The organism is Actinophytocola gossypii (genome assembly GCF_025165815.1).
GTDB lineage: Bacteria > Actinomycetota > Actinomycetes > Mycobacteriales > Pseudonocardiaceae > Actinophytocola > Actinophytocola gossypii.
Map to the genome: position 1 here is coordinate 269,736 of NZ_JAFFZE010000012.1, position 26,284 is coordinate 296,019.

22 protein-coding genes and 1 pseudogene are annotated in these 26,284 nt (G+C 73.1%); 8 read left to right on the forward strand and 15 right to left on the reverse strand.

Annotated features, from left to right (window positions below; genetic code table 11):
* Positions 1 to 6 precede the first annotated feature (6 nt).
* Complete coding sequence (locus JT362_RS15135; protein WP_260191837.1) at positions 7 to 1,026, reverse strand: S1C family serine protease; 1,020 nt, start codon at positions 1,024 to 1,026, stop codon at positions 7 to 9.
* Between the two features lie 115 nt (positions 1,027 to 1,141).
* On the opposite strand from JT362_RS15135, the gene JT362_RS15140 reads away from it, so the two are divergent.
* Both JT362_RS15140 and JT362_RS15145 read left to right on the forward strand, forming a co-directional pair.
* Positions 1,142 to 1,366, forward strand: a complete 225-nt coding sequence (locus JT362_RS15140) for a hypothetical protein (protein WP_260191838.1) — start codon at positions 1,142 to 1,144, stop codon at positions 1,364 to 1,366.
* On the forward strand, positions 1,363 to 2,814 hold the full coding sequence (locus JT362_RS15145) for a peptide MFS transporter (RefSeq protein WP_260191839.1): 1,452 nt from the start codon (positions 1,363 to 1,365) through the stop codon (positions 2,812 to 2,814). The genes JT362_RS15140 and JT362_RS15145 overlap by 4 nt, the downstream gene beginning before the upstream one ends.
* Here the strand turns inward: JT362_RS15145 and JT362_RS15150 are convergent.
* The 6 genes from JT362_RS15150 to JT362_RS15175 form a co-directional block, all read right to left on the reverse strand.
* Complete coding sequence (locus tag JT362_RS15150; protein WP_260191840.1) at positions 2,774 to 3,703, reverse strand: aminoglycoside phosphotransferase family protein; 930 nt, start codon at positions 3,701 to 3,703, stop codon at positions 2,774 to 2,776. The genes JT362_RS15145 and JT362_RS15150 overlap by 41 nt on opposite strands.
* Before the next feature lie 43 nt (positions 3,704 to 3,746).
* Positions 3,747 to 5,255 carry an aldehyde dehydrogenase (NADP(+)) gene (locus JT362_RS15155; RefSeq protein WP_260191841.1) on the reverse strand — a complete coding sequence of 503 codons (1,509 nt, stop codon included), beginning with the start codon at positions 5,253 to 5,255 and terminating at the stop codon, positions 3,747 to 3,749.
* A 75-nt stretch (positions 5,256 to 5,330) separates the two neighbouring features.
* A complete protein-coding gene (locus JT362_RS15160; RefSeq protein ID WP_260191842.1) occupies positions 5,331 to 6,479 on the reverse strand; it encodes an L-talarate/galactarate dehydratase in 1,149 nt (382 codons plus the stop codon).
* Positions 6,476 to 7,807, reverse strand: coding sequence for an enolase C-terminal domain-like protein (locus tag JT362_RS15165; RefSeq protein ID WP_260191843.1), 1,332 nt, complete (start codon positions 7,805 to 7,807; stop codon positions 6,476 to 6,478). The genes JT362_RS15160 and JT362_RS15165 overlap by 4 nt, the downstream gene beginning before the upstream one ends.
* Positions 7,804 to 8,718 (reverse strand): 5-dehydro-4-deoxyglucarate dehydratase, encoded by a 915-nt coding sequence (gene kdgD / locus JT362_RS15170; RefSeq protein WP_260191844.1) that lies wholly within the window; start codon positions 8,716 to 8,718, stop codon positions 7,804 to 7,806. The genes JT362_RS15165 and kdgD overlap by 4 nt, the downstream gene beginning before the upstream one ends.
* Positions 8,719 to 8,782: 64 nt before the next feature.
* Positions 8,783 to 9,670, reverse strand: coding sequence for a LysR family transcriptional regulator (locus tag JT362_RS15175; RefSeq protein ID WP_260191845.1), 888 nt, complete (start codon positions 9,668 to 9,670; stop codon positions 8,783 to 8,785).
* 42 nt (positions 9,671 to 9,712) lie between these two features.
* Between JT362_RS15175 and JT362_RS15180 the strand changes: the two genes are divergently transcribed.
* Positions 9,713 to 9,964, forward strand: a complete 252-nt coding sequence (locus JT362_RS15180; RefSeq protein WP_260191846.1) for a hypothetical protein — start codon at positions 9,713 to 9,715, stop codon at positions 9,962 to 9,964.
* A gap of 790 nt (positions 9,965 to 10,754) precedes the next feature.
* Positions 10,755 to 11,927, forward strand: a complete 1,173-nt coding sequence (locus JT362_RS15185; protein ID WP_260191847.1) for a polysaccharide lyase family 7 protein — start codon at positions 10,755 to 10,757, stop codon at positions 11,925 to 11,927.
* Between the two features lie 65 nt (positions 11,928 to 11,992).
* Here JT362_RS15185 and JT362_RS15190 read toward each other — a convergent pair whose 3' ends face one another.
* On the reverse strand, positions 11,993 to 12,706 hold the full coding sequence (locus JT362_RS15190) for a hypothetical protein (RefSeq protein WP_260191848.1): 714 nt from the start codon (positions 12,704 to 12,706) through the stop codon (positions 11,993 to 11,995).
* A 203-nt stretch (positions 12,707 to 12,909) separates the two neighbouring features.
* Here JT362_RS15190 and JT362_RS15195 point away from each other — a divergent pair, with 203 nt between their 5' ends.
* Complete coding sequence (locus tag JT362_RS15195; protein WP_260191849.1) at positions 12,910 to 16,749, forward strand: nSTAND1 domain-containing NTPase; 3,840 nt, start codon at positions 12,910 to 12,912, stop codon at positions 16,747 to 16,749.
* Positions 16,750 to 16,811: 62 nt separating this feature from the next.
* The gene (locus JT362_RS15200; RefSeq protein WP_260191850.1) at positions 16,812 to 17,531 is read left to right on the forward strand and encodes a methyltransferase domain-containing protein; all 720 of its coding nucleotides are present in this window, start codon (positions 16,812 to 16,814) and stop codon (positions 17,529 to 17,531) included.
* Between the two features lie 53 nt (positions 17,532 to 17,584).
* Here JT362_RS15200 and JT362_RS15205 read toward each other — a convergent pair whose 3' ends face one another.
* The 5 genes and pseudogenes from JT362_RS15205 to JT362_RS15225 form a co-directional block, all read right to left on the reverse strand.
* Complete coding sequence (locus JT362_RS15205) at positions 17,585 to 18,688, reverse strand: glycosyltransferase family 9 protein (RefSeq protein WP_260191851.1); 1,104 nt, start codon at positions 18,686 to 18,688, stop codon at positions 17,585 to 17,587.
* 59 nt (positions 18,689 to 18,747) lie between these two features.
* A pseudogene (locus JT362_RS15210) lies at positions 18,748 to 19,320 on the reverse strand (MEDS and STAS domain-containing protein); the annotation flags it as partial.
* 71 nt (positions 19,321 to 19,391) lie between these two features.
* Positions 19,392 to 19,970, reverse strand: coding sequence for a hemerythrin domain-containing protein (locus JT362_RS15215; protein ID WP_260191852.1), 579 nt, complete (start codon positions 19,968 to 19,970; stop codon positions 19,392 to 19,394).
* Between the two features lie 24 nt (positions 19,971 to 19,994).
* Positions 19,995 to 21,053, reverse strand: a complete 1,059-nt coding sequence (locus tag JT362_RS15220) for a putative manganese transporter (protein ID WP_260191853.1) — start codon at positions 21,051 to 21,053, stop codon at positions 19,995 to 19,997.
* Positions 21,054 to 21,129: 76 nt separating this feature from the next.
* A complete protein-coding gene (locus JT362_RS15225) occupies positions 21,130 to 21,984 on the reverse strand; it encodes a manganese catalase (protein ID WP_260191854.1) in 855 nt (284 codons plus the stop codon).
* Positions 21,985 to 22,150: 166 nt separating this feature from the next.
* Between JT362_RS15225 and JT362_RS15230 the strand changes: the two genes are divergently transcribed.
* Positions 22,151 to 22,813: a response regulator transcription factor gene (locus JT362_RS15230; protein ID WP_260191855.1), complete on the forward strand. Its 663-nt coding sequence runs from the start codon at positions 22,151 to 22,153 to the stop codon at positions 22,811 to 22,813.
* Here the strand turns inward: JT362_RS15230 and JT362_RS15235 are convergent.
* On the reverse strand, positions 22,797 to 24,440 hold the full coding sequence (locus JT362_RS15235; protein WP_260191856.1) for a RecQ family ATP-dependent DNA helicase: 1,644 nt from the start codon (positions 24,438 to 24,440) through the stop codon (positions 22,797 to 22,799). The genes JT362_RS15230 and JT362_RS15235 overlap by 17 nt on opposite strands.
* 56 nt (positions 24,441 to 24,496) lie before the next feature.
* Positions 24,497 to 25,069: a TetR/AcrR family transcriptional regulator gene (locus tag JT362_RS15240; protein WP_260191857.1), complete on the reverse strand. Its 573-nt coding sequence runs from the start codon at positions 25,067 to 25,069 to the stop codon at positions 24,497 to 24,499.
* Between the two features lie 40 nt (positions 25,070 to 25,109).
* Between JT362_RS15240 and JT362_RS15245 the strand changes: the two genes are divergently transcribed.
* Positions 25,110 to 26,276: an MFS transporter gene (locus JT362_RS15245; protein WP_260191858.1), complete on the forward strand. Its 1,167-nt coding sequence runs from the start codon at positions 25,110 to 25,112 to the stop codon at positions 26,274 to 26,276.
* The last annotated feature ends 8 nt before the right edge of the window (positions 26,277 to 26,284 follow it).

Below are 26,284 nucleotides of genomic sequence, written 5' to 3' on the forward strand. Positions count from 1 at the left end.
CGCGGTTCAGCGGGCGCCGATGGTGATGGTCAGGTCCTCGCGGGTGTCGCCGCGGGCGACGACGGCGGTGGTGCGCTGGTCGGGTTCGGTGTCGCGCAGCGCGGCGAGCAGGTCCTCGACGCTGCGGATCTCCTGGTCGGCGAACTCGACGACGACGTCGCCCTGCCGCACGCCCGCCTCGGCGGCCGGGCCGTCGCGGTCGATGTCGAGGACCAGGGCGCCGTGGTCGACGGCCACCCCGAGTTGCTCCTGGATCGCCGGCGTCAGGCGGCCGAGCGACACCCCGAGGTAGGAGTGCGTGGCCTCGCCGTCCGCCAGCAGTTGCTCGGCGACGTCGACGACGGTGGCCGACGGGATGGCGAAGCCGAGCGAGACCGCGCCGGCGGACGGCGGGATGTACGCCTCGTTCACGCCGACCACGCGGCCGGACGAGTCGAGCAGCGCGCCGCCGGAGTTGCCGGGCGAGATCGAGGCGTCCGTCTGGATGAGGTCCACAAGGGACCGCGTCCTGGTCGCCGAGCCGGGGATCTCCCGGTGCAGGCCCGAGATGATGCCCGCGGTCACCGAGTTCTCGAAGCCGAGCGGGCTGCCGATGGCCACCGCGACCTCCCCCGGCCTTGGCAGCTCCTCGCGGTACTCCGGCACCGGCAGGCCGGTGCGCTCGGTGCGGATCACGGCGAGGTCGGTCACCGGATCGGTGGCGAGCACCTCGCCGGCCGAGCGGGTGGCGTCGGCGTAGGCGATGGTGACCTCGCGCTGCTCGCCGACGACGTGGGCGTTGGTCACCACGACGTCCTCGCGCAGCACCACCCCGCTGCCGAGCCCACCGTCGGTCAGCACGGTCACCACGCTCGGCCCGACCCGGTCGACCAGCTCCGCGTAGCCGCCGGTCTCGGCCACGTCCACCGGCGGGGCCTCGGTGGAGGTCGAGCCTGGCTCCGGCAGGGAGCCCTCCTCCCCGGTGCACCCGGTCAGCGCGACGGCGGTGGTGAGCAGTACCAGTCCCCAACTCCGCGACCTCGTCATTCCCTGGAACTACCCGCCTGTCCCGGCCGCAACCCGCCCGGCGGGTCTACGGTCTCGTGTCCACTTCATCCGATCGACATGTGCAGCTCACTCGATCGGTGGGTATCGCCTGGGTATGCGCGAACAGAAGACACAGGAGGAACGGCTGTACCCGGCGAAGGTCGCGGCCGCGTTCGCCAGCCTGGCGTTCATGGTCGGCCTCTTCTTCCTCACCCTGAGCCGCGGCTACCAGGACGTCTACCCGGTCGTGCTCGCCGTGGTCACGGTGGCGCTCGCCGTCGGGATCGTGGGGGCGATCGTCCGGCGGCGTCGGGGCAGGGCGCTGGGCAGGCGGCCGTGAGCACGGCGACCGAGCCCCGGAAGGGCTTCTTCGGGCATCCGCGCTCCCTCGGCACCCTGTTCGGGCTGGAGATGTGGGAGCGGTTCTCCTTCTACGGGATGCAGGGGATCCTCACGATCTACCTGTACTACTCCGCGACCGACGGCGGGCTCGGGTTGTCGGAGGGAACGGCGACCAGCATCGTCGGCGCCTACGGCGGGCTGGTGTACCTGTCGACGATCGTCGGCGCGTGGCTGGCGGACCGGGTGGCCGGGTCGGAGCGGGTGCTGTTCGGCAGCGCGGTGATGATCATGCTCGGGCACGTGTCGCTGGCGCTGCTCCCGGGGTTCGTCGGCGTCGGTGTCGGGCTGTGCCTGGTCGCGCTGGGCAGCGGCGGGCTCAAGGCCAACGCCACCTCGCTGGTCGGCGGCCTCTACGCGGAGGACGACGACCGCCGCGACGCCGGGTTCTCGCTGTTCTACCTCGGGGTGAACCTCGGCGCGTTCGCCGGCCCGCTGCTCACCGGGCTCACCCAGCAGCAGCTCGGGTTCCACTACGGCTTCGGGCTCGCCGCGGTCGGAATGGCCGCCGGCCTGGTGCAGTACGCGTTCGGGCGCCGGCATCTCGGGCCGGACGCCAACGTGGTGCCCAACCCGCTGCCGCACGCGGGGCGGGCGCTGGTGGCGGGCGGCGCGGCCGCGGTGGTCGCCGTGATCGTGCTGCTGGTGCTGACCGGGGTGATCACCCCGGCGAACCTCGCCACGGTGACCGTCGTGCTGATCATCGTCGCGGCGGTCGGCTACTTCGCGGTGATCCTGAGCAGCGGGCGGATCACCGACGTCGAGCGGCGGCGGGTGTTCAGCTTCGTTCCGATGTTCCTGGCGAGCTTCGTGTTCTGGTCGCTGTTCCAGCAGCAGTTCACCGTCGTGGTGATCTACACCGACCAGCGGCTGGACCGGACCTTCTTCGGCTGGGAGATGCCGGTGCCCTGGGTGAACTCGATCAACCCGGTCTTCATCATCCTGCTGGCCGGGGTGTTCGCCGCGCTGTGGACGAAACTCGGCCCGCGCCAGCCGTCCACGCCGATCAAGTTCGCGGTCGGCACGACCGTGATGGGCCTGGCGTTCCTGCTGTTCCTCCCGTGGGCCGGCGGCGAGGGCAACACGACGCCACTGCTCGCGCTGGTGGCGATCCTGCTGCTGTTCACGATCGCGGAGCTGATGCTGTCGCCGGTCGGGCTGTCGCTGTCCACGAAGCTCGCGCCGAGGGCGTTCCGCACGCAGATGGTGGCGCTGAACTACCTGTCGATCGCGCTCGGTACGTCGACTGCCGGGGCCCTGGCGAAGTACTACGCCGTGGACGCCGAGGCGCCGTACTTCGCCACGGTCGGGCTGGCCGCGGTCGGGTTCGGGGTGCTGCTGGCGCTGATCAGCCCGTACGTGCGGCGCCTGATGAGCGGCGTGCACTGAACGCGGCGTGGTCGGCCAGGACCTCGTCGATCACGCGCAGATTGACCGAGGCCACCTCGGGATCGGTGGTGTCGGCCAGCACGATCAGCGCCTTCCACAGCGCCCAGCCGCGGGCCCGCGCCCAGGCGCCGTCGTCGTGGCCGACCGTGTCGCGGAACGCGGCCCGGCTCTCCCCGGTGAACATCGTGTAGGCGATGACCAGCTCACAGGCAGGGTCGCCGACAGCGGAGGTGCCGAAGTCGATGACGGCGGCCAGCCTGCCGTCGCGGACCAGCAGGTTGCCGTGGGCGAGGTCGGCGTGGAACCACACCGGCTGGCCGTCCCAGGTGGCGGCGAGCGCGGCCTCCCAGACCTCCGTGCACCGCCGGCCGTCGACGCGTCCGCCCAGCGCGTCGATCGCGCGGCGGGTCGCGTCGTCGTAGTGGGCGGGCGGGGTGCCCCGGTAGAAGCTGTGCGCGCCGGCCACCGGCCCGCCGGTCGGGTCGACCCGCTGCAGGGCGAGGACGAACTCGGCGACCGAGACCGCGAACGCGGACAGGTCGGCGATCCGCTCCGGGGTCGCGGTCTCGCCGTCCAGCCAGCGGCGGACCGACCAGTTGAACGGGTAGCCCTCCCCCGGCTTCCCCATGGCCAGCGACTCCGGGATCGGCACCGGCAACGCGGGCGCCAGCACCGGCAGCCACCGGTGCTCCTTCTCCACGGCTGGCGCGTACCCGGCGCCGGTCGGCAGCCGCACGGTCAGCTCGTCGCCGAGCCGGTAGGTGCGGTTGTCCCACCCCTCGACCTCGACCGGCGTCACCGGCAGGTCGGCCCACTGCGGGAACTGGGCGGCGATCAGCCGACGCACCAGTGCGGCGTCGATCCCAGCGCGTCCGTCGGTGTGCAGCACGCAGGGAGTCTCCCGAGGCCCCTCCGGGCACGGCAAACGCTTTTCAGGGCAGCCGCAGCGTCCCGTCCACCCGCCGGGCGATACCGGTGTAATCGTCGGTCAGCTCCGCGGGCAGCACCTCGACCGGGGCGTTCTGCCAGGTCACCGGCCGCAGGAACCGCCGGATGGCGCTGGTGCCCACCGAGGTGTGCTGCGAGTTCGTCGACGGCCACGGCCCCCCGTGGTGCTGCGCCCAGGAGACCGCCACCCCCGTCGGATACCCGTCGTACACCAGCCGCCCGGCACGCGCGCGCAACCGCTCGGACACCGCCAGCGGCAGCTCGGTCTCGCCCTCCCCACGCAGGATCGTGGCGGTGAGCGACGACGGCAACGTGGCCAGCGCCCCGAACAGCTCGTCCTCGCCGTCGTACCGGACCACCACCGCGACCGGCCCGAAGCACTCCTCGGTGACCTCCGCCGGCAGGGCCGTCGCCGAGGTCCCCAGCAGCAGCGGGGTCGCGGTGAAGCCAGGGCCCTCGGCGCCGCCGCGGGCGAGCGTCTCCACGTCCGGCAGGTCGGCCAGGTCCGCGGCCGTCCGGCCGTAGGTGTCGGCGATGCCCTCGTTGAGCAGCACCTGCGCGCCGGTGTCGTGCACCGCCGCCGTCATGGCCTCGACGACCGCGCGGCCGGCGTCGCCCGAAGGCACGAACACCAGGCCGGGCTTGGTGCAGAACTGGCCGGCGCCCATCGTGAACGAGCCGACCAGCTCGCCGCCGATCCGCTCGCCGCGCTCGCCCGCCGCGGCGGGCGTGACGACGACCGGGTTCAGGCTGCTCAGCTCGCCGAAGAACGGGATCGGGTCCGGCCGCTGCTCGATGATCCGGAGCAGCGCGTGCCCGCCGGACACCGAGCCGGTGAAGCCGACCGCGCGGATCGCCGGGTGCGCCACCAGGTCCGCGCCGCCCTGGACGCCGTGCACCAGGCCGAACGTGCCCTCCGGCGCGCCCGCCTTCCCGGCCGCCTCGACCAGTACCTCGAAGCACAGCCGCGCGGTCGCCGGGTGCGAGCCGTGCGCCTTGATCACGACCGGGCAGCCGGCGGCCAGCGCGGACGCGGTGTCGCCGCCGGGCACGGAGAACGCCAGCGGGAAGTTGCTCGCGCCGAACACGGCGACCGGGCCGAGCGGCACCAGCATCCGGCGCAGGTCCGGGCGCGGACCCATGGCGGTGTCGCCGGCGTGGTCGATCGCGGCCTCCAGGTAGCCGCCGTCGTCCAGCACCTCGGCGAACAGGCGCAGCTGGAACGCGGTCCTGGTGAGTTCGCCGTTCAGCCGGGTCGGGCCGAGCGCGGTCTCCCGGTCGGCGACGGCGACCAGGTCGTCGCGGCGGGCCTCCAGCGCGTCGGCCAGCGCGCGGAGCAGCGCGGCCCGGCCGGTGCGGCCGAGGGCGTCCAGCTCGGGCGCGGCGGCCAGCGCCCGTTCGCACAGCAGCGCCACCTCCTCCGGCGTGGTCTCCTGCGCGACGACCTCGGTGGCCTCGCCGGTGCGGGGGTCGACGCTCCGCACGTCGGTCACGGTGTTCCTCCTGAGTACGAGCACTGTTCACAAGTTCGGCCGACCTCGGTTGGCAATGCCACTCTCCTCGACAAGTTACGGCCCGTCGGCCTGTTCCGAACAGTGCTCGCCGAATGCGACGGTATCCACGGTCCAGGCGCGGGCCTGGTCGCTGAGGGTGATACCCAGTCCTGGCCGGTCGGAAAGCCGCATCCGCCCGCCCTCGGTCACCAGCCGCTCGTTGAACAGCGGGTACAGCCAGTCGAAGTGCTCCACCCACGGCTCGTGCGGGTAGGCGGCCGCGAGGTGCACGTGCAACTCCATCGCGAAGTGCGGCGCGAGCCCGAGGTCGGCGTGCTCGGCGAGGGTGGCGAGCCGCAGGAACTGGGTGATCCCGCCGATCCGCGGCGCGTCCGGCTGCAGGATGTCGGCCGCCCGGTGCCGGATCAGCTCGTCGTGCTCGGCGACGCTGGTGAGCATCTCGCCGGTGGCGACCGGCGTGACCAGCGCGCGGGCGAGGTCGGCGTGGCCCTGGGCGTCGTAGGCGTCCAGCGGCTCCTCGATCCAGACCAGCCCGAACTCCTCCAGGTCGTGGCAGACGCGCGCGGCGGTGGGCCGGTCCCACTGCTGGTTGGCGTCGACCATCAGCGGCACGTCGTCGCCGAGGTGCGCGCGGACGGCGGCGACCCGGCGCAGGTCCGCCCGCCGGTCCGGTTGCCCGACCTTGATCTTGACCCCGCCGACGCCGGACTCCAGCGTGGCGGTGGCGTTGTCCAGCACCCGCTCGATCGGCTCGTGCAGGAACCCGCCGGAGGTGTTGTAGCAGCGCACCGAGTCGCGGTGCGCGCCGAGCAGCTTGGCCAGCGGCAGCCCGGCGCGCCTGGCCTTGAGGTCCCACAGGGCGACGTCGATCGCGGCGAGCGCCTGGGTGGCGGCGCCGCCCCGGCCGACCGACGCGCCTGCCCAGACGAGCTTGGTCCACAGCCGGCCGATGTCGTTGGGGTCCTCGCCGAGCAGGTCGGGCGCGACCTCGCGGGCGTGCGCGAACTGGGCCGGGCCGCCGGCGCGCTTGGCGTAGCTGAAGCCGAGCCCGTCCAGGCCGGCCTCGGTGCGGACCTCGGCGAACAGCAGCATGACCTCGGTCATCGGGCGTTGCCGGCCGGTGAACACCTTGGCGTCGCTGATGCCGGTGGGCAGCGGCAGCCGCACCGAGGACAGGGTGATCCCGCTGATCTCGTCGATCACGCCGGCACCTCCGCCAGACACGGGCGCTTGGGGTCGAACCGCCAGCCGGGCACCAGGTAACGCATGGCCACCGCGTCGTCGCGGGCGCCGAGACCGTGCTCGCGGTACAGCTCGTGCGCGGCGGCCAGCGCGTCGGGGTCCAGCTCGACCCCGAGCCCCGGACCGGTCGGAACGGCGACCGCGCCGCCCTCGATCCGCGGCGGGCGCGTGGTCAGCGCCTGGCCGTCCTGCCAGATCCAGTGCGTGTCCAGGGCGGTGATCGGGCCGGGCGCGGCGGCGCCGACGTGGGTGAACATGGCCAGCGACACGTCGAAGTGGTTGTTGGAGTGCGAGCCCCAGGTGAGCCCGAAGTCCGCGCACAGCTGCGCGACGCGGACCGAGCCGCGCATGGTCCAGAAGTGCGGGTCGGCCAGCGGGATGTCGACGGCGTCGGTGCGCACCGCGTGGGCGAGCTGGCGCCAGTCGGTGGCGATCATGTTGGTCGCGGTCGGCAGCCCGGTGGCCCGGCGGAACTCGGCCATGGTCTCCCGGCCGGAGAACGTGCCCTCCGCGCCGACCGGGTCCTCGGCGTAGGCGAGCACGCCGCGCAGGTCACGGCCGAGCGCGATCGCGTCGGCGAGCGGCCAGGCGCCGTTGGGGTCGAGGGTGATCCGGGCGTCGGGGAACCGGGCGGCGAGCGCGCGCACCGCGTCGGCCTCCCGCTCGCCGGGCAGCACGCCGCCCTTGAGCTTGAAGTCGGCGAACCCGTAGCGGGTTCGGGCGGCCTCGGCGAGGGCGACGATGGCGTCGGGGTCCAGCGCGGGCTCGCGGCGCAGACGTTCCCAGTCGTCGACGGGGTTCGGCTCGGCGACGTAGGGCAGGTCGGTGGCGCGGCGGTCGCCGACGTAGAACAGATAGCCGAGCACGGGGACGGTGTCGCGGACCTGGCCCTCGCCGAGCAGGTCGGCCACCGGCACGTCGAGGTGCTGGCCGAGCAGGTCGAGCAGGCACGACTCCAGCGCGGTGACGGCGTGGACCGTGGTGCGCTGGTCGAAGGTCTGGGCGCCCCGGCCGGCGGCGTCGCGGTCGGCGAACGTGCCGGCGACCGCGCGCAGCAGCCGGTTGTGCTGCGCGACCGGCCGGCCGACGAGCAGGTCGGCGGCGTCGAGGATGGTCTGCCGGATCGCGTCGCCGCCGGGTACCTCGCCGACGCCGGTGCGGCCCTCGCTGTCGGTGACGATCGCGATGGTGCGGGTGAAGAACGGACCGTGCGCGCCGGACAGGTTGAGCAGCATGCTGTCGTGCCCGGCCACGGGCACCGCCTCGACCCCGGCGATCGTCGGGGTCACGTGACCTTCTTGATCAGGGCGGTCAGGTCGGCGAGTTCGTCGGGGGTGAGGTCGGTCAGCGGCGGGCGGACCCGGCCGCCGTCGCGGCCCACGGCGGTGAGGCCCGCCTTGACGATCGACACCGCGTAGCCGCGGCCCCGGTCGCGGATGTCCAGGTAGGGGATGACGAAGTCGGCGAGCATCCGGTAGACGGCCGGGCGGTCCTGGGCGAGCACGGCGGCGTGGAACCGCAGCGCGAACTCGGGCAGGAAGTTGTAGAGCGCCGAGGAGTAGGTGCTGACGCCGAGTTGGAGCAGGGGCAGCGCGAACGTCTCCGCGGTCGGCAGCCCGCCGATGTAGACGAGCCGGTCGCCGACCTTGGCGTAGGTGCGGGTCAGCCGTTCGATGTCGCCGACGCCGTCCTTGAGGCCGACCAGGTTCGGGTTGCGCTCGGCCAGCTCGGCCACGGTGACGTCGGTGAACACGGCGTTGGCCCGGCTGTAGACGATCACGCCGAGGTCGGTGGCGCGGCAGACGGCGGTGACGTGCTCGGCCAGCCCGCGCTGCCCGGCCTCGGTGAGGTAGGGCGGGAACAGCAGGACACCGGCGGCGCCCGCGTCCTGCGCGGCCCTGGCCTGCGCCACGGCGACCGCGGTCGCGCCGGTCGCGGGGGCGACGACCGGCACCCGGCCGGCGACCTCGGCCACCGCGGCCCGGACCACCCGGTCGGCCTCGGCGGGGGTCAGCGAGAAGCCCTCGCCGGTGCCGCCCGCGGCGAACAGGCCGGCGACGTCGAAGCCCGCCTGCCAGGCCAGGTGCTCCCGGTAGCGGGGCTCGTCGAACTCCAGGTCGGCGTCGAAATGGGTCACCGGGAAGGAGAGCAGGCCGGACCGGAGCCGCTCGGCGAGGGCCTGCGGAGGCAGTGGCGTCACACGTCCCATCCAAGACCTCCGGATCGATGCCCGTCCAGGAGCGTTTCCGCATGACGCGATGCCGTCACGGCATCGTGCTGTCGAGCACGTCCAGGACGCGCCAGAGGGCCGGGTTCGCGGAGTCGCGGCGCCACAGCAGATGCAGCTCCACCGGCTCGGGCACCGGCAGCGCGAGCCGGGCGAAGCCGACGCTCTCGACCGACATCCGTGCGGCGCAGGCCGGCACGAACGCGATGCCCCGGCCGGCGGCGACCAGCCACAGCATGGTGAGCACCTGGCTGACCGTGTGCACGGTGTTCTCCGGCGCGATCGGCACCGCGCCGGCGACCAGGTCGTAGAAGTAGCGTGCCTCGGTCGGCGAGTACATGACCACCGGCTCGGCCGCCACGTCCGCCGGCCGCACGTCCCGGCCGAGCGCGAGCACCGGGTGCCCGACCGGCGCGGCGACCAGCAGCGGCTCGCGGTGCAGCAGCCGCGAGCCGAACGTCTCCAGGTCGAACGGCGGGCGCGCCAGACCGAGGTCGATCTTCTCGGTGACCAGCCCGGCGACCTGCTCGCGGGTCACCAGCTCGGCCAGGTCGACGTCGACGTCCGGCAGCTCCCGGGACACCTCGTTGAGCAGCCGCCCGAGGACCCCGAACGCCGACGCCGCGGTGAACCCGATCCGGACCCGCCCGCTGAACCCGGCCGACACCCGCCGGGCCAGCTCCGGAGCGGCCTCGACCAGCGCGAGCAGCCGCCGCGCCTCCACCAGGAACGCCCGCCCGGCCGCGGTCAGCGTGACCCGCCGGTTGTCCCGCTCCAGCAGCCGCGCGCCGACCGCCCGTTCGAGCTTCTGGACCTGCCGGCTCAGCGGCGGCTGGGTCATCCGCAGCCGGGCCGCCGCCCGCCCGAAGTGCAGCTCGTCGGCCACGGCGACGAACCCCCGCACCTGCTCCAGCGAGAAGCTCATGACCGGACGGTAACGTGGGTTACCACCGCGATCATGGACGCCGTGCCGCCACCGCGTTGGCGCACTTTCCGTCCCGAGCGTTCGGTGCTGGCCGTGGTGCACAACCTGACCGCGCTCACCCGTCTGCTCGACGTACTGCCCGGCTCGTCGGCCTTCCACGCCGGAACGGTCGAGGCGCTGGTCGGCCGCGAGGTGCACGTCCTGGACTGGGCCGACGCCGCGGGCGCGGACTTCGACCTGGCGATCTCGGCGAGCACGGCGGAAACCTGCACGACATCGCCGCGCCTTTGCTGACCATTCCACACGGAACGGGCTATAACATCTTCCTCGAAAATCGAAATCGAAAATCGGTCTTCTGGCTTTCGCGGGAACGGTTGACTCACCGAGGGCGGCTGGTTCCGACCCACATCGTGCTCTCCCACGACGAGCAGCTCGACCGGCTGCGCAAGGCGTGCCCGGAGGCCGTTCCGGCGGCCGTCGTCGCCGGTGACGTCTGCTTCGACCGCCTCCTCGCCAGCCGCCCGCTGCGGCCCTCCTACCGGGACTCCCTCGGGGCGGGCGACGGTCAGCGCCTCGCCGTGCTGTCCTCCACCTGGGGCGAACGCTCCCTGCTCGCCGGCGCCCTCGGCCCGGACGGCCGCTGGGTAGTCGGCACCGCCGAGCGGGCGGTCGCGTTCGACACCCCGCGCTGGGCCGGGCCGCTGTGCGCGTCCGCCGTGCACGGCCGGCTCGCGCGTCTTGGCGGCGTGCAGCAGGGCCAGCGCGGTCCGGCGCGGGTCGTCGATTCCCCGCGCCAGCTCCAGGTTGCGGTCCCAGGTGCGCGCGGGCCTTCGCGAACCTGCCCTCGGCGACCAGCGCGAGCCCCAGCCCCTCCACCGCCGTCGCCTCGAGCTGGACGTCCTCGGCCAGGCGCACCGCCTCCGTCAGGACACCGACCGCGCCCGGCTCACGGCGACGGCTCAGCGCCAGGCCCTCTGGGTGGCCAGGGTACTGGCCGGATGTGGCCAGCGACACGTGCGCGTGGCGACGATCCGTAATCATCACGGTGAGAGGGGTAGTCGAACGAGCACGGAGGTGCTGGGACATGAATCGGGTTCGGCTCGCGGCGGCGGCGTTGGTGCCGGCCGTGGCGGTACTCGGCGTGGGTGGGATCGCCCACGCGGAGGAGTCGCTGACCGTCGACGCGGTGAGCGCCAGCGGGGACGACGGCAACGTCCCCGAGAACACTCTCGACGACGACCTGGGCACCCGCTGGTCCGACGAGGGCGACGGGGTGTGGATCCGGTACGACCTCGGCTCGGCGGTCAGCGTCGGCTCGGTCGCCGTCGCCTGGCACGAGGGCGACGAGCGGGAGACCACGTTCGCCGTGCAGACCTCCACCGACGGCGACAGCTGGGACACCGCGGTGAGCAGGCGGACCACCGGCGGCGAGACCCGGGAGCAGGAGACCTACGACTTCGCCGACCGCGACGCCCGGTACCTGCGGGTGGTCGGCTACGGCAACACGAACAACGACTGGACCAGCATCACCGAGGTCGACATCTTCGGCGCGGACGGCGGCGGCGACGACCCCGGCCCCGACCCGGGTGACTGCGAGTACCCGGCGGACGTGCTCGACCTGACCGGCTGGAAGGTCACGCTGCCCACCGGCGACGACGAGGACCCCGAGGAGATCACCCAACCCGACCTGGCGACCTTCGCCGTCGACCCGTGGTTCACCCCGACCGAGGCCTGCGACGGCGTCCAGTTCCGGTCCGCGGTCAACGGTGTGACCACCGGCGGCTCCAGCTACCCGCGCTCCGAGCTGCGCGAGATGACCGCCGACGGCTCCGACGAGACGGCGTGGTCGTCGAACGACGGCACGCACACCATGGTGATCCGCCAGGCCATCACCGACGTGCCGAACGACAAGCCGGACGTGGTCGCCGGCCAGATCCACGGCGGTGACGACGACGTGTCGGTGTTCCGGCTGGAGGGCAGCAACCTCTACGTCACCGACGGCGACACCTCCGACCACCACCTGATCACCGAGGACTACGAGCTCGGCACCGTGTTCGAGGCGAAGTTCGTGGTGCGAGACGGCGAGATCGAGGCCTACTACAACGGCGAACTGGAGACCACCCTCGAGGCCGACTTCGACTCCGGCTACTTCAAGGCGGGCGCCTACACCCAGGCCAACTGCGACCGCTCCGACCCGTGCAGCGACTCCAACTACGGCCAGGTGATCATCCACGACATCGAGGTCACCCACTCCTGACCCGAATGCCCTGAACGACCCTCTTGCGTCACTGAGCGTCCCAAGAGGGTCGTTCAGGGCATTGCTCATCCGGACCCGCGAACCCAGCCGAGATGCGGTATGCCGGCGACCTCGACCCGGACATCCGGGCTGAAGTGCTCGCTGTCGATCTGGTCGTAGCCGTGCCTGACGATCGAGCGGTAGATGTCGTCGGACACCACCAAGGCGAGTGGCGCCGTCGACCCGGCGAGCGCGTTCTTCAACTCGGGGGCGTCCAGCAACCGGCAGGCGATGTCGAGCGCCTCGCCGAACGGACCCCAACGGTCGTAGTTCACCTCTCCGGCGTGCACCGACGCGCGAAGTTGAAACGCCTGGTGCGGATATCGTGCGTTGTAGTCGGCGAGGAAACAGGCGAGTGCGGGCATCAGCCTGGCCAGCAGGATTGTCTTGGGCACCTGGTCGGAAGGTTTGATCAGAACCAGCGCGCCGTCGCCGCGGTCGATCGGAAAATCATGGTGCTGCCCGGAAATTCCACTCGACCACATGGCTTCGTCGAGAATGTGGTACATGCGTCGCCGGAGCCGGGCCTTCACCGGGTCCGCTCGAACCGTGGATCGGGCGATGTCCAGCGCGACGATGGCCCGGTGAACCGGCGCACACACCTGATCCGGCACGAGTGCCGCCGGCGCCCGGCGGTCCGCCACCCGATCGCCTGATTTCCTGACGTGAAGCACATACCGTCGGGCGGAGCGCACCTCGCTCTGGTCCCACGCGCCCGCAACACCCACTCGGTCGGTCATCGTCCTCCTCCGTCTCCTCCGCCACCGAGGTGGAGTCAAGTCGTTCGCGCCCGCGCCAGGAAGAGATCGAAAAATGGCCGGACAAGTCCGTGCGGAACCCGCCGTACGGGGTTGTACGGACAAATCCCGGAAACAGGCCTCGGGTAACCACGGACGCCGGTTTGGCGATGGACGGGGCAGGCGGGGGAAACCTGGAGGAACTCGTGTCGGACCTTGCCTTCGACGGCAACGAGGAAATGACCTTGGCGACGGTGGCATCGCGGCAGGAGTTCGCCGGCGTACTCACCGCGCTCCGCGAGCGCGCCGGTCTCACCATTCGTGACGTGGCAAAAGAGGTGGGAATCCCGGACAGCACGATCGGCGGGTACTTCAGCGGTCGCCACCTGCCCCCGATCAAGCCGGTCAGCCTGCTCACCGACATTCTCCGGGCCTGCGGCGTCCGCGCCGAGGACGAGGTGGACCAGTGGCGGCGAGCGCTCGGTCGAGTGCGGCGCGCGCCTGGTCGACGGCCGTCCGACGCGCCGGTTCCCTACCGAGGGCTGGAGAGCTTCCAGCCGGAGCACGCGCAGTGGTTCCACGGCCGCGAGGCGCTGACCCGCACGCTGGTCGAGCGTGTGGCCGGCCGGTGGCCCGGCACCGGACCGGTGGTGGTCGTCGGGCCGTCGGGGTCTGGCAAGTCCTCGTTGCTGCGCGCCGGACTGATCCCGGCGTTCTGCGCCGGCGAATCGCCGGTGCCGGGCGTCGCGGCCTGGCGGGAGGTCCTCTTCACTCCGGGCGCGTACCCGACGATGGAGCTGACCAGGCAGCTCGCCGCTGCGCCGGACGACCGCGGGCTCCTGGTCGTGGTCGACCAGTTCGAGGAGCTGTTCATCCTGTGCACCGACCACGACGAGCGACGCGCGTTCCTGACCGCGTTGGCCGCCGCACAACTCGGCCCGAGGGCGATGGTGGTCGTGCTCGGGCTGCGCGCCGACTTCTACCCGCACGCGGCACGGTGCCCGGAACTGTTGGACGCGCTGCAGGAAGCACAGGTCGTGGTGGGGCCGATGCGGCCGTCCGAATTGCGCAGCGCCATCGTCGAACCGGCGCGGACTGCGCGACTGGACGTGGACGACGGCCTGGTCGAGCTGCTCCTGCGCGAACTCGGTCCGAGCCCGTCCGGTTCACCCGGCACGGCACACGAACCTGGCGCGCTCCCGTTGCTGTCGCACGCGCTGCACGCCACCTGGCTGCGGGCGCGCGGCAGGATGACCATCGCCGACTACACCGCGACCGGAGGCATCGGCGGGGCGATCGCCCGCACCGCGGACGCCGTGTTCGACGAGCTCACCGAGTCGCGGCAACGCACGGCTCGCCGGCTGTTGCTGCGCCTGGTCCACCTCGGCGATCGCGTCGCGGACGCCCGGCGTCGGGTGCCCTATTCCGAGATCCTGTCGGAGGGCTCGAACGACGAGGGCGCCGCGCTGGGCGAGGTGCTGGACACGTTCGTCGAGCAACGGCTGCTCACCGCGGACACCGACAGCGTCAACATCACGCACGAGGCGCTGCTGACGGCCTGGCCCAGGTTGCGCGGGTGGATCGACTCCGACCGAGCGGGCCTGCGCGTCCACGGCCAACTCGCCATCGACGCGAAGATCTGGCGGGACACTGGCCGCGACCCCGACGCGCTATACCGGGGCGGAAAGCTGGTCGCCGCACAGGAATGGTCCGCGGACGGCGACCACGAGCACGACCTCAACGGCCTGGAGCGCGAGTTCCTCGCTACGAGCGTCCAGCAGCAGGAGGTGGAGCAGCGCATCCAGCGCAGGCGAACCAGGGTGCTGCGCAGGTTGGTCGCCGCGCTCAGCGTGCTCGTCCTCGTCGCCGGCGGGCTCACCGCCTACGTGTTCCGGCAGCGCGCGGTGGCCATCGATGAGCGGGACATGGCGATCTCCCGTCAGGTGGCCGGTGAGGCCAACCGGCTACGGAGCCACGACGCCTCGCTGGCCAAGCAGCTGGCGGTGGCCGCCTACACGATCCGCCCGACTCCCGAGGCCCGGGCCAGCCTCATCGACGCGACGGCGAGCACTGCGGCCGCCCGAGTTCTCGGCCCGGAAGGCGCGATGCAGGCGGTGGCGGTCACTCCCGACGGTGGCCTCCTGGCGGCCGGGGGCACCGACCGGACGGTTCGGTTGTGGCGGCTGGACCAGCGGCGGCGGGCCACACCGCTGGGCGCACCGCTGACCGGTCTCGACGACACGATCTTCACCGTCGCCTTCAGTCAGGACGCCCGGCTGCTGGCGGCGGGCGGCGGCGACCGGAACGTGCTGCTGTGGGACGTCACCGATCCGTCCGCCCCGGCACCACTGGCCCGGCTGACCGGAGCGGACAACACCGTCTACTCCGTCGCGTTCAGCCCGGACGGCCGAACACTCGCCGCGGGCAGTGCCGACAACCGCGTACACCTGTGGGATCTCAGCGACCCACGGGAGCCCCGGCGCGGTCCGGCCCTGCAGGGTCTCGGCGACTACGTGCAAGCCGTGGCGTTCAGCCCGGACGGTCGAACACTCGCCGCCGGCGGTGCCGACGGCACGGTGCGGCTGTGGGACCTGGATCGGCCGGACCGCCCGGCACCACTCGCCGCGTTGTCGGGCCCGACCGGCAAGGTCTTCGCCGTCGCGTTCAGCCCCGACGGCCACACGCTCGCCGCCGGCAGCGGCGACAAGAACGTCTACCTCTGGGACCTGGCCCGCCGGGACGCGCCCGAACCGATGGGCGAGCCGCTCGCCGGCGCCACCAGCTGGATCAACGCACTCGCGTTCAGCCCGGACGGCCGTGGCCTGGCCGCCGGCAGCTCCGACGCCACCGTGCGGCTGTGGGATCTGACCACCCGCACGACCAGCCTCACCCTGCCCCACCCCGGCCCGGTGACCGCGATGTCCTACACCGCGGACGGGGCGACCCTCGCCACCGGCGCATCGGACGGCGTGGCGCGGCTGTGGGCGGTCCCCGGCCCGGTCGTCACGGAGTCCGCCGACACGATCTTCAACGCGCAGTTCGGAGCCGACGGCGCGACGCTGGTCACCGGTAGCGGTATCGACGACGGACACTTCCGGGTCTGGGACATCACCGACACCCAACGCCCCAGACGCCTCGGCCCGCCCAGAGCCAATCCGGTGCCGGCCAACCGCTCCGTCGGCTCGATCGCGCTGAGCCCGGACGGACGCGTCCTGGCCACCGGCGGCATCGACGGCCGGGTCCAACTCTGGGACATCGAGAATCCGGTGCGCGCCACGCCACTGGGCGCGCCGCTGCGCGGACCCACCGCGCAGTCGCAGTACGTCGCGTTCAGCCCGGACGGGCGGACACTGGCGGCCGGCGGCGACGAGAACACGGTATGGCTGTGGGACGTCAGCGATCCCGCACGTCCCGGCCGCCCGATGCCGGTCACGGGTCCCGACAACTACGTCTACTCGGTCGCGTTCAGCCCGAACGGGCGGACCCTCGCGGCCGGCAGCGTGGACAAGACCGTGTGGCTCTGGGACATCGGTGATCCCACCTCGCCCGACCACCTGGCCACCCTCACCGGCCCGGCCAACTACGTCTACTCGGTCGCGTTCAGCCCGAACGGCCGGACCCTCGCGGCCGGCAGCGCGGACAGGACCGTGCGGTTCTGGGACGTCACCGACAGGACGCGCCCGACTCGGGTCGGGCCTGTGCTCACGGGCCCGAGCAACTACGTCCTCAACATCGCGTACCACCCGGACGGGCACCTGCTGGCCGCCAGCACCGCCGACCAGGCCGTGTGGCTCTGGGACGTCACCGACTCCCGCGAGCCCGAGCACGTGGCCACCCTGACCGCCTCGTCGGGGACCGTGAACTCGGTGGCGTTCAGCCCGGACGGGCGCACCATCGCCGGCAGTGGGAGCGACCGGGTGGCGCGGCTGTGGACGGTCGAGCCTGAACGCGCGATCGAGCAGGTGTGCGCCTCCGCCGGAGATCCCATCACTCTCGCCGAGTGGGACCAGTACGTACAGGACTACCCGTACCGCCAGGTGTGCTAGCCGGTTTCGACCGCCGGAAACGGGAAACGCCCGGGGTCGACCCCTACCGGACGGAGGCGTGGATGACCGTCGCGATCCAGCCCATCTCGGCCGGGCGGCACGACCGCCTCGACCGGCACCTGTGCGGCACGGTCGCCGACGCCCTCGCCCACGACCGGCGCACCCGCGAACTCGACGTCGGGGTCGAGTTCCGCGGTGGGGTCGCGCACGTGACCGGGTCGGTGGAGCACGCGGCGGAACTGGACCTGGTGCGCGAGTTCGTCGGGCGGTTCGCCGGGGTGCTCGCGGTGTGGGATCGGGTGCGCGTCGGCGGCCGCGCGCCGGTCGCGCTGGACATCGGGTGCGGGGACAGCAAGCAGTACCCGGACAACCTCGGCGTGGACCTGCGCCCGGCCGGCGCGGTGGACCTGGTGGCCGACCTCAGCGGCGGGATGCCGGTGCGCGACGGCTCCGTGGACCGGGTGTTCGCCGTGCACGTGCTGGAGCACCTGGTCGACTTCCTGCCGCTGGTCGACGACTGCCACCGGGTGCTGCGGCCCGGCGGTGTCCTGCACGTCATGTCGCCGTGGTGGCGGTTCGTCAACGCGGTGGCCGATCCGACCCACGTCCGGCTGCTCGACACGCAGACCTTCAAGGGCATCTGCGACCGCCCGGGCAGCGACCGCCGGTGGTACCCGAGGCACGTCGGCTGTGACGGCGCCAGCGTGTTCGCCGACCTGACCCCGCTGCCCGAGGGCGCCCCGCCGCCGACGCCGGAACACCTCGCGCGCTTCTTCGACTGAGGACGGCCATGGAGCCGGAAGAGCCGCCCGAGGTGTTCGAGGGCCGCTGACCGTCAGCCCAGCAGATCGGTCACCTCGCGGACCGCGTCCCCGGTCGGCACCGACGACACGAACGACACGTCGTGCGGGCAGCGCGGCAGGTCCTCGCGGGTGCAGTCGACCCCGCAGACCGGGCAGGCGGAGGTCCAGGAGATCAGCACCCGGTTGCGGGCCCGCCCGAACGAGCTCGCGTTGAGCGCGTTGCCCATCCAGTACACCCCCACCGTCGCGGTGCCGACCGCCTCCGCCAGGTGCCGCGGTCCGCTGTCGTTGGCGAGCACGACCGTGCTGGCGTCCAGCACCCCGCACAGCCCGTCGAGATCGAGATCGGTCAGCGCGCGCACGACACCGTCCGGGAGCCGGTCGTTCGCCAGCTTCGTGACCAGCTCGACCAGGTCGCGTTCGGCCGGCGTGCCGAGCACCACCACGCCGGCACCGGCGCGGGCCACCGCGACGGCGACCTCGGCGAACCGCTCCGGCGGCCACCGCCGTCGAGGGTCGGTGGCGCCGGGGTGCACGGTGAGCAGCGGCCGCGGCAGGCCCGACAGCGCGCGCTCGGCGGCGTCGCGGTCGGCCGGTGTGCGCGCGATCCTCGGCACCACGCGGACCGGCGGCGCGCCGGCGAGACCGGCGATCTCCAGGCCCCGCATGACCTCGTTCTGGTAGTAGCGGTACGGGATCCAGCGGGTGAGCGACACGGCGTCCCCGGTACGCGCACCCACTGTCCACTTCGGATCGAGGGACAGCAGGAACGGGTTCGACCAGCGCCCACCGCCGTGCAGCTGGACACCGAGGTCCACCGGGCCGACCCGGTCGGCGAAGCGGCGCCGGGCGGCGGCGTCCTCGGCCGGATCGCGCCGCCCTGGCGGCTCGTGCACGCCATGGGCGGGCGGCAGCGGAACCACCCGGTGCACCGGGCCGGGCCGGCCGGCGAGCAGGTCGCTCGGGCCGGGCGCGCCGAGCAGCACGACCTCGGCGTCCGGGTACGCGGCGGCGAGCGCGTCCAGCGCGGGCACGGCGAACAGCAGGTCACCGAGTCCACCGCCGCGCAGTACGGCGATCCGGCGCACCGGGGACCACCGGGGTTCGAGTGGACCGATCGCCTCCCCCATCGGCATGCGTTCCTCCAGGCAGGTCGGCGAATGCGACGGACCTCGTGTACCCGGAGGAGAAGGAGCTACTCGCCCGGCCCGGTCACGCGCAGGCTGCTCAGCTCGAGGATGCCGGCGACGCGCCGCAGCAGATCGCTTTCGGTCCACAGCACGGCGGTGGTCCCGACCCGGGTCAGGTGCCGGTCGAGGTGCCGCAGCCCTCGGTGGTCGACGAACTCGAGCCCTCGGCCGTCGATGACGATCGGGCCCTGGGTGGCGGACAGCGGCAACGTGCGGCGCAGGGTCGTGCCGAACAGTGCCTCACCGGCCAGGTCGAGCTCCCCGCTCACCGCGAAGGCGGGCGGATCGTCGGCGTAGAGCCGAAAGGGGCCGGCGTCCGGACAGGTGAAGGGGTGTAGGCACACCAGCTCGTCCGTGGCCGGCCCGAGCTCGGTGGCGTCGTAGGCGCAGATCGCCGAGACCGGAAGGGCGCTCATCTTCTGGTCGATCAGGTACTCGAAGCGGGCGAAGGCGTCCCGCTGGGCGGCCGTGCGGACGGCGGCGGTGGCGTCGACGACCGCCCGGAAACCGGTGTAGCCCCGCGCCAGGGCCTGCTCGGTGGCCGCGACCCGCGCGCGGACCGACGCTTCCGGGTCACTCCCTGCGCGCGCATGACATCCACCGTAACGCGCCCCGAAACCAGCGGCAGCACAGTCGGTTCCGCCTCCCCCTACGACGGTCGACGGTTGCGGCCGCTGAGCAGATCCCGGAGCCGGTCCACCAGGCCGACGCCCGGTGCCAGCACGGCCAGCGCGGCGCCCTCGTTCGGGGCGGCGGGATGTGGACGGGTCGGTGCGAGCTTCCCGCTTCTGCGGGCCGCCTCTCCGCGCCGCACCAGCTCCGCGTTCGGGCAGGACCGCAGCAGCAGCGGGAAGAGGCGGAACTCCTGCTCGTACACGTGCCGGCGGGCCTGGGCGATCAGGTCGTGCACCAGGGGCCAGAACCGCTCGTCGGTCGGCTCGAGGCCCTCGAGGTCCTTCATGGTCTGCTCGGCCAGGTCGAGGCGGGCGATCTCCTGGTCGGCGAGCTCGTCGCCGCCGGGAACGCGCTCCCGGACGAGCGGGTAGAGCAGCGTCTCCTCCGCCACGGAGTGCTTCATCAGCGCGACGACCGCCTGCCCGACGAGGTCCTTCGCGTGGTCGACCGGCGCGTCGTGCAGCTTCTCCAGCTGGGCGAACAGCAGGTCGGCCGCCCGGTGTTGCCCGACCTGGTGGGTGATGATGCTCGGTGGTGCGACGGCGAGGGGCATGTCCGCTCCTTCATCGATGGTGGGTCAGTGCATGACGAGCAGGGCCAGGGAGCCGACCAGGACCGCGGGGACGGTGGTGGTCGCGGTCGCGATGGCGGCGGTCACCCGTTGCCCGGCGAGCAGCGGGATCAGGGCGTCGCCGTCCTGGCTGACGGCGTTGGTCAGCAGCACGGGGGCCGGCACCGCGCCGGTGAGGTACAGGCCGGTGAACGTGATCTGTATGGCACAGCCGGGGATCAGCCCGACCAGCGCGGCGGCGAGCACGCCGAGCATGCCGGTCAGCGGCAGCTGCGAACCGTCGAACCCGGTCCCCAGCTCCACCACCTGCCAGGCCAGGTAGACCCCGGCCACCCAGCCGACGATCCGCGCGGACTCCACCGCGCTCTCCCGCAACGCCGCGGCCAGCCCGGGCCGCGGCGTCACCGGCCGCCACCGCTCGCCGAGCAGGACCACCGCGGCCAGCACGGTGCCGGCGACGCCGACGAGCAGGTACAGACTCCCGGCGTCGAACAGCTGGAAGGCGACCGGGACGGCCAGGAACGTGGCGGCACCGCCCAGCACCAGCCAGGCCGCGGCCGGCGACCCCAGCACGGGACCGCGCGCCGCCATCGCCGCACCCGGTCCGCCGGTCGTCGCCAGCGCGGGCAGCGGCGCGGGCCGTTCCCTCGGCTCGGCGGAAGCCGTGGCGAGGCGCGGCGAGATCCCCAGTGCGTCGACCACGTAGCCGGTGGCGGTGCCGGTGACCAGGAGTACCGCGTGCATCCACAGCGCGGTGGTCGGCTCGGCGGCCATGATCACCCAGGACGAGTCGCCCATGGTGGCGGTCAGCGCGGCGACCATGGTGCCGAACGAGACGGTGCCCCGGGTGAACAGCGGGATCAGCAGCAGCGCTCCGGCACAACCGGGTGATACCCCGAGCAGCGCGCCGAACAGGGGTCCGACCCGCCGGTGCCGGACGACGAAGTCCGTGGCGCGGTCGGCGTAGCGCCAACGCAGCCATGCCGCGCCGGCGGACATGACCGCGACGAACACCCCGACCTGCAGGTACGCGTCGGCCAGTGGAAGCAGCAGCAGCTCCTGCACCTCACCGCCTCCTTCGTGGACGAGTGCTGTGGACGGGCCGGGGCGGGCCGGCCGGGCCGGCCCGCCCCGGTGGCGGTCACGGGTTGTCGGGCGCCATGTCCGGCTTCGGCGTCCCGTAGAGGCGCGGGTCGCCCGGCGGGAGGACCGGGCGGTCACCGTGCGGCTGCGGGCTCTCCTCGTAGCTGAAGTCGCGGCCACTCCCGTCCGGCATCGGCCCGGACGCCCAGGGACCGTCGCCCGCGGCGGGGCCGTCGCTGCAGTTCATGTACTGCACGGCGAAGTCGAGGTTCTGCTCGGTCTCGTTCGGGAACGCCTCCGGCACCGGCAGGTCCTCCAGCCCGTCGGCCTTGAGCTGCTCGATCGCGGCCAGCCACTGCTGCTGGTGCAGGTGGTCGCGAGCCAGGTTGAACCGCAGCATCTCCTTCACGCCGGGGTCGTCGGTCATGTTGTAGAGGCGCGCCACCTGCAGCCGCCCCTGCATCTCGGCGGTCGCGTTGAGGTGGAAGTCGGCCATCAGGTTCCCCGACGACGTGGTGTACGCGCCGAGCCACGGCACGCCGGAGCTGTCCTGGTAGTAGCCGCCGCCCCCGTTGTTGATGACGTGCTGCGGGTTGGACCCGCCGTAGATCGCGGCCAGCATCGGGTTGTCGGACACCGCGGCCTCCTGCACCGACAGCGGCGCGCCCTCGTTCAGCCGGGCGATCATCGTGCAGATCATCTCGACGTGGGCGAGTTCCTCGGTGCCGATGCCGAGCAGCATGTCCTTGTACTTGCCCGGCATCCGGCAGTTCCAGCCCTGCTGCAGGTACTGCAGGGCGACGGTCAGCTCGCCCCACTTGCCGCCGAGCACCTCCTGGAGCCGCTTGGCGAACGCGGGATCCGGTCCGTCCGGCTTGGCCTCGAACTGCAGGGTCTGCACGTGGTAGAACATGGCGCTCCTCGTTCCCTCGGGTCTCTCCTTCCTCTCCCATGCTTCTCGCCGCCGGTGTCCCGCCACGGGCAAACGTGGCCCCAACGGGTCGCCCCGCGGCGGATTGACGATCAGTACTCCGGGAATCCGTTGCCGTGCCCTGTGTCCTTCGCGAGTCAGGCGGACGATGAGTACGCCGAACGCCCCGGTGCGGCTGGTGGTCGTCGACGCCCAACCGCTGTTCGCCCGCGGGCTGGGCTTGTTGCTGCCGGCGGTGAGCAACGGGCGGGTGCACCTGGTCGCGTCCGCGTGCCGGGCGGAGGAGGCCGCCGGCGCGGTGCGCCGGCACCGGCCCGACCTCGCGCTCGTCGACCTGGGGCTGGCGCCACCCGGCGGGCTGCGGGCCATCGCGGCGATCCGCCGGACGGAGCCCGCGGTCGGGGTGATCGCGATGCGCACGCACGACACGTACGAGCCCGCGCTGCACGCCGTCTACGTCGGAGCAAGGGGCGTGGTCGACAAGACCGCGGAGCCGGAGGAGCTGCTGCTGCCGCTGCTCGCCGTCATCGACGGCTGGTCGGTGCTGCCCAACGACGTGCTGGCCAGGCTGTCCGCGGAGGCCGGCGGTGCCGCAAGGGAGATCCGCGACCGGCTCGACGCCAACGACCACCGGCTGTGGCGGCTGCTCGCCAGCGGTCGGACCCTCGTCCAGATCGCCGCCGAGCTGCACGTCTCCGAGCGCACGGTCAAGCGGCTCACGGCCACGCTGCTGCGCAGGCTGCGGGTCACCACCCGCGCGGAGGCGGCCGCGCTGGCCGGTCAGGCGGGGCTGCTCAGCCGTCCTGGGTGAGCAGGTCGTTCTCCTCGACCGCCCGCACCGACAGGGTCCGGTAGCCCTCGTGTTCGAACAGGACGGTCAGCCGGTCCTCCTCGACCGACAGCACCACGCCGCGACCCCATTCGGTGTGCCGCACGGTGCTGTTGCGGGGGAACCGGTCGGTGCCGGGCCGGCGGGTCTCGGCGGTCCCGGCGTCGCAGGTGTCGCAGTTGCCGCACGGCTGCTCGAGCTGCTCGCCGAAGTAGCCGAGCAGGAACTGGCGCCGGCAGCCGGTCGTCTCGGCGTACCCGGTCAGCATGTGCAGCCGGGACCGAATCATCCGCTGGTGGGTCTCCGCCGCCTCGGTCGCCCGCGCCACCGCGTCGTCCTGGTCGAGGCCCGGCTCGGGATCGAGTCGCCCACCTTCCGTGGTGGTGACCACGCCGGCCTGCTCGAACAGGTTGACCGCCCTGGTCCGCCGGGCCGGCGACACCTCGTCGGTCAGCTCCGCGGGGCGCACCGGCCGGTCGTGCCGGTCGAGGGCGTCGGCGACCTCGACCAGCGCGTCCTCCGGCGCCGTGGCCGCGGTCAGGAACTTCTGCAGGCCGAGGTCCTCCGGCCGGTAGAACAGGGTGATGGCGGCCGGCTCGCCGTCCCGCCCGGCGCGGCCGATCTGCTGGTAGTACGAGTCGAGCGAGTCCGGCACCGAGGCGTGCACGACGAACCGCACGTCCGGCTTGTCGATGCCCATGCCGAACGCCGAGGTGGCCACGACGACGTCCAGGTCGCCCGCCATGAACTCCCGGTGCACCCGGTCGCGCTCGCCGGCCTTCATGCCCGCGTGGTAGGCGGCGACCCGGACCCCGTGCCGGGCCAGCTCGTCGGCGTGTGCCTCGGTGTCCTTGCGGGTGGCGGTGTAGAGCAGGCCGGGGCGGGTGGCCGGGTCCTCGGCGAGCGCCAGCACCCGGTCGACGACGGCGTCGCGCTTCTCGTCGTCGCCGGTGTGGCGGGTCACCGCGAGGTGCAGGTTCGGCCGGTCGAAGCTCGCCACCACCTCGCGGTGGTCCAGCAGCCCGAGGCGCTCAGCGATGTCCCGGCGCACCGGCGGCGCCGCGGTGGCGGTCAGGGCGATCACCCGCGGGTGCCCGAGCCGCTCGACCGCCGGGGCGAGGCGGAGGTAGTCGGGGCGGAAGTCGTGGCCCCACATGGAGACGCAGTGCGCCTCGTCGACGACGAACAGGGACACGCCGAGGCCGGCGAGCTCGTCGACGACGTCGTCCTTGGCCAGCTGCTCCGGGGACAGGAAGACGTACTCGGCGGACCCGTCGCGCACCGACTCCCACGCGTGCCGGTTCTCCGCGCCGCGCCGGGCGGAGTTCACCGCGACGGCAGGCGGCGCGTCGCTGTCGTCGATGCCGTCCAGCTGGTCGTGCTGCAGGGCGATCAGCGGGGACACCACGAGGGTCGGCCCGTCCAGCAGCAGCGCCGGCACCTGGTAGATCGCGGACTTGCCGGCCCCGGTCGGCAGCACGGCCAGCACGTCGTGGCCGGCCAGCACGTGCTCCATCGCCAGCAGCTGCTCGTCCCGCAGCCGCGACCACCCGAACTTCTCCTCGGCGACGCGCCGCAGGTCCCGGCCGGTTTCGTGCCGATGTCGCACGGTGGGCTCCCTCCTGGTCGGAACGGAGAGCTACCCACGTGCGCGGTGCCGACACCTCAGGTCCAGCTGTCGGCGAGCGCGCACAGCTCCGCCAGCGCGGCCTCGGTGCGGGCGGACTCGCCGGTGGTGAGGTGGTCGGCCTGCAGGCCCGAGTAGGCGTTGTTCAGCAGCGTCGCCTTCGTCCTGGCCTCCTCCGGCCCGAGCCCGCGGACCTCGAGGGCCGCGGCGACGAACCGCGCCCGCCCGCTGACGAAGGCCGGCACCTGACCGGTCAGCCGCCCGGCCGCGGCCAGGCCTTCGATCTCGTGGATCAGCCTGGTCCGGGGCAGCTCCGCCGGGGACAGGTGCCGCCGCCACGAGTCCGCCACGATCGTGCCGATGCCGACGGCGGGATCGTCCCAGCCGGGGGTGGCGGCGAGCGCGGCGTGCTGCTGTTCGTCCAGCCGGGTCAGCACCGCCGCCAGCAGGGCGTCCTTGTCGGCGAAGTGGTGGGTGAGCACGCGGGTGGAGCGGCCGAGCGCGGCGGCCAGCGTGCGCAACGAGAACGTCGCCAGCCCGGTCTCGGCGAGCGCCGCCGTGATCGCGTCGATCAGTTCGACCCGACGCGCCGGGTCCGCGGTCCTGGCCATGGGTCGACCCTATAAAGGTAACGAGTGTTACGTTAATGCGGTGCGCCTCTTCGCTCTCGCCCTCGCCGCGTTCGCCGTCCAGACCGACGACTTCGTGATCATCGGGGTGCTGCCGGCCATCGGCCGGGACCTCGACGTGTCCACCGGCGCCGCCGGCCAGCTCGTCACCGTGTTCACGCTGGTCTACGCGCTCGCCGCACCCCTGTCGGCCGTGCTCCTCGGCCGGGTGGACCGGCGCGCGCTGCTCGTCGGCGCCCTGCTCGTGTTCTGCGCCGCGAACTTCGTGGTGCCCGCGGTCGACGCCTACCCGGTGCTGATGGCGCTCCGCGTGGTCGCCGCGCTCGCGGCCGCGACGGTCCTGCCCGCGGTGCTGGCGCTGGCCACGCACCTCGCGCCCGACGGGGCCGCCGGCCGCCACCTCGCCACGGTCATGGCCGGCATGACCGGCGCGATCGTGCTCGGCGTGCCGGCCGGCACCTGGCTCGGCGCCGCCCTCGGCTGGCGCGCGACGTTCGTCCTCGGCGGCGGCCTTGGCGCGCTCGCCCTGGTGGCGCTGCTGCGCTGGCTCCCCCGGACCAGCCTCGCCGCGCCGCCGTCGCCGCGCGGGCTGCTCACCGCGCCGGTGCGGCGGATCCTCGTGGTGACCGTGCTGGCGGTGGCCGGGAACCTCGCGTTCCAGACCTACCTGGCGACGTTCCTCGCCGGCCTGTCCGGCGTCACCCCGACCGCGCTGGGGACGCTGCTGGTCGTGGCGGGCCTGGCCGGGATCGCGGGCGCCCGCCTGGCCGGCACGCTGGTCGACCGCCGGGGCGCGCACCGCGCGTTCGGCGCCGCGGCCACGGCGTTCGCGGTCACCATGGTCGCCTTCGCCTGCTGCTGGCTCGCCCGGCCCGTGCCGCTGTGGCTCACGGTCGGGCTGCTCGTCGCCTGGTCGGCCACGGCGTGGGCGGTGCCGCCCGCGATCCAGGCCCTGATGCTCGACCGCGCGGGCCGGGAGCACGCGACCGCGGCCATGGCGCTGGTCAGCAGCACGGTGTACGTCGGCGCGGCGGCCGGTGGCGCGGCGGGCGGTCTGCTGGTCGGTGTCACCCCAGGAGCCGTCCCGGTGCTGGCCGCCGCCTGCGCCGTCGCGGCGGTGGCCTGGTCGGCCCTGCCCGCGTCGCGGCGCCGCCGTCCCGCCGACGAACCCGCCGACGCTCGCTGGTAGAAGTACGC

Excerpts from the sequence above, each read along its gene's own strand:
- JT362_RS15135 (WP_260191837.1), bottom strand. The coding sequence starts at position 1,026 with ATGACGAGGTCGCGGAGTTGGGGACTGGTACTGCTCACCACCGCCGTC.
- JT362_RS15140 (WP_260191838.1), top strand. The coding sequence starts at position 1,142 with ATGCGCGAACAGAAGACACAGGAGGAACGGCTGTACCCGGCGAAGGTC.
- JT362_RS15175 (WP_260191845.1), bottom strand. The coding sequence starts at position 9,670 with ATGAGCTTCTCGCTGGAGCAGGTGCGGGGGTTCGTCGCCGTGGCCGAC.
- JT362_RS15185 (WP_260191847.1), top strand. The coding sequence starts at position 10,755 with ATGAATCGGGTTCGGCTCGCGGCGGCGGCGTTGGTGCCGGCCGTGGCG.
- JT362_RS15190 (WP_260191848.1), bottom strand. The coding sequence starts at position 12,706 with ATGACCGACCGAGTGGGTGTTGCGGGCGCGTGGGACCAGAGCGAGGTG.
- JT362_RS15200 (WP_260191850.1), top strand. The coding sequence starts at position 16,812 with ATGACCGTCGCGATCCAGCCCATCTCGGCCGGGCGGCACGACCGCCTC.
- JT362_RS15205 (WP_260191851.1), bottom strand. The coding sequence starts at position 18,688 with ATGCCGATGGGGGAGGCGATCGGTCCACTCGAACCCCGGTGGTCCCCG.
- JT362_RS15215 (WP_260191852.1), bottom strand. The coding sequence starts at position 19,970 with ATGCCCCTCGCCGTCGCACCACCGAGCATCATCACCCACCAGGTCGGG.
- JT362_RS15225 (WP_260191854.1), bottom strand. The coding sequence starts at position 21,984 with ATGTTCTACCACGTGCAGACCCTGCAGTTCGAGGCCAAGCCGGACGGA.
- JT362_RS15230 (WP_260191855.1), top strand. The coding sequence starts at position 22,151 with ATGAGTACGCCGAACGCCCCGGTGCGGCTGGTGGTCGTCGACGCCCAA.
- JT362_RS15240 (WP_260191857.1), bottom strand. The coding sequence starts at position 25,069 with ATGGCCAGGACCGCGGACCCGGCGCGTCGGGTCGAACTGATCGACGCG.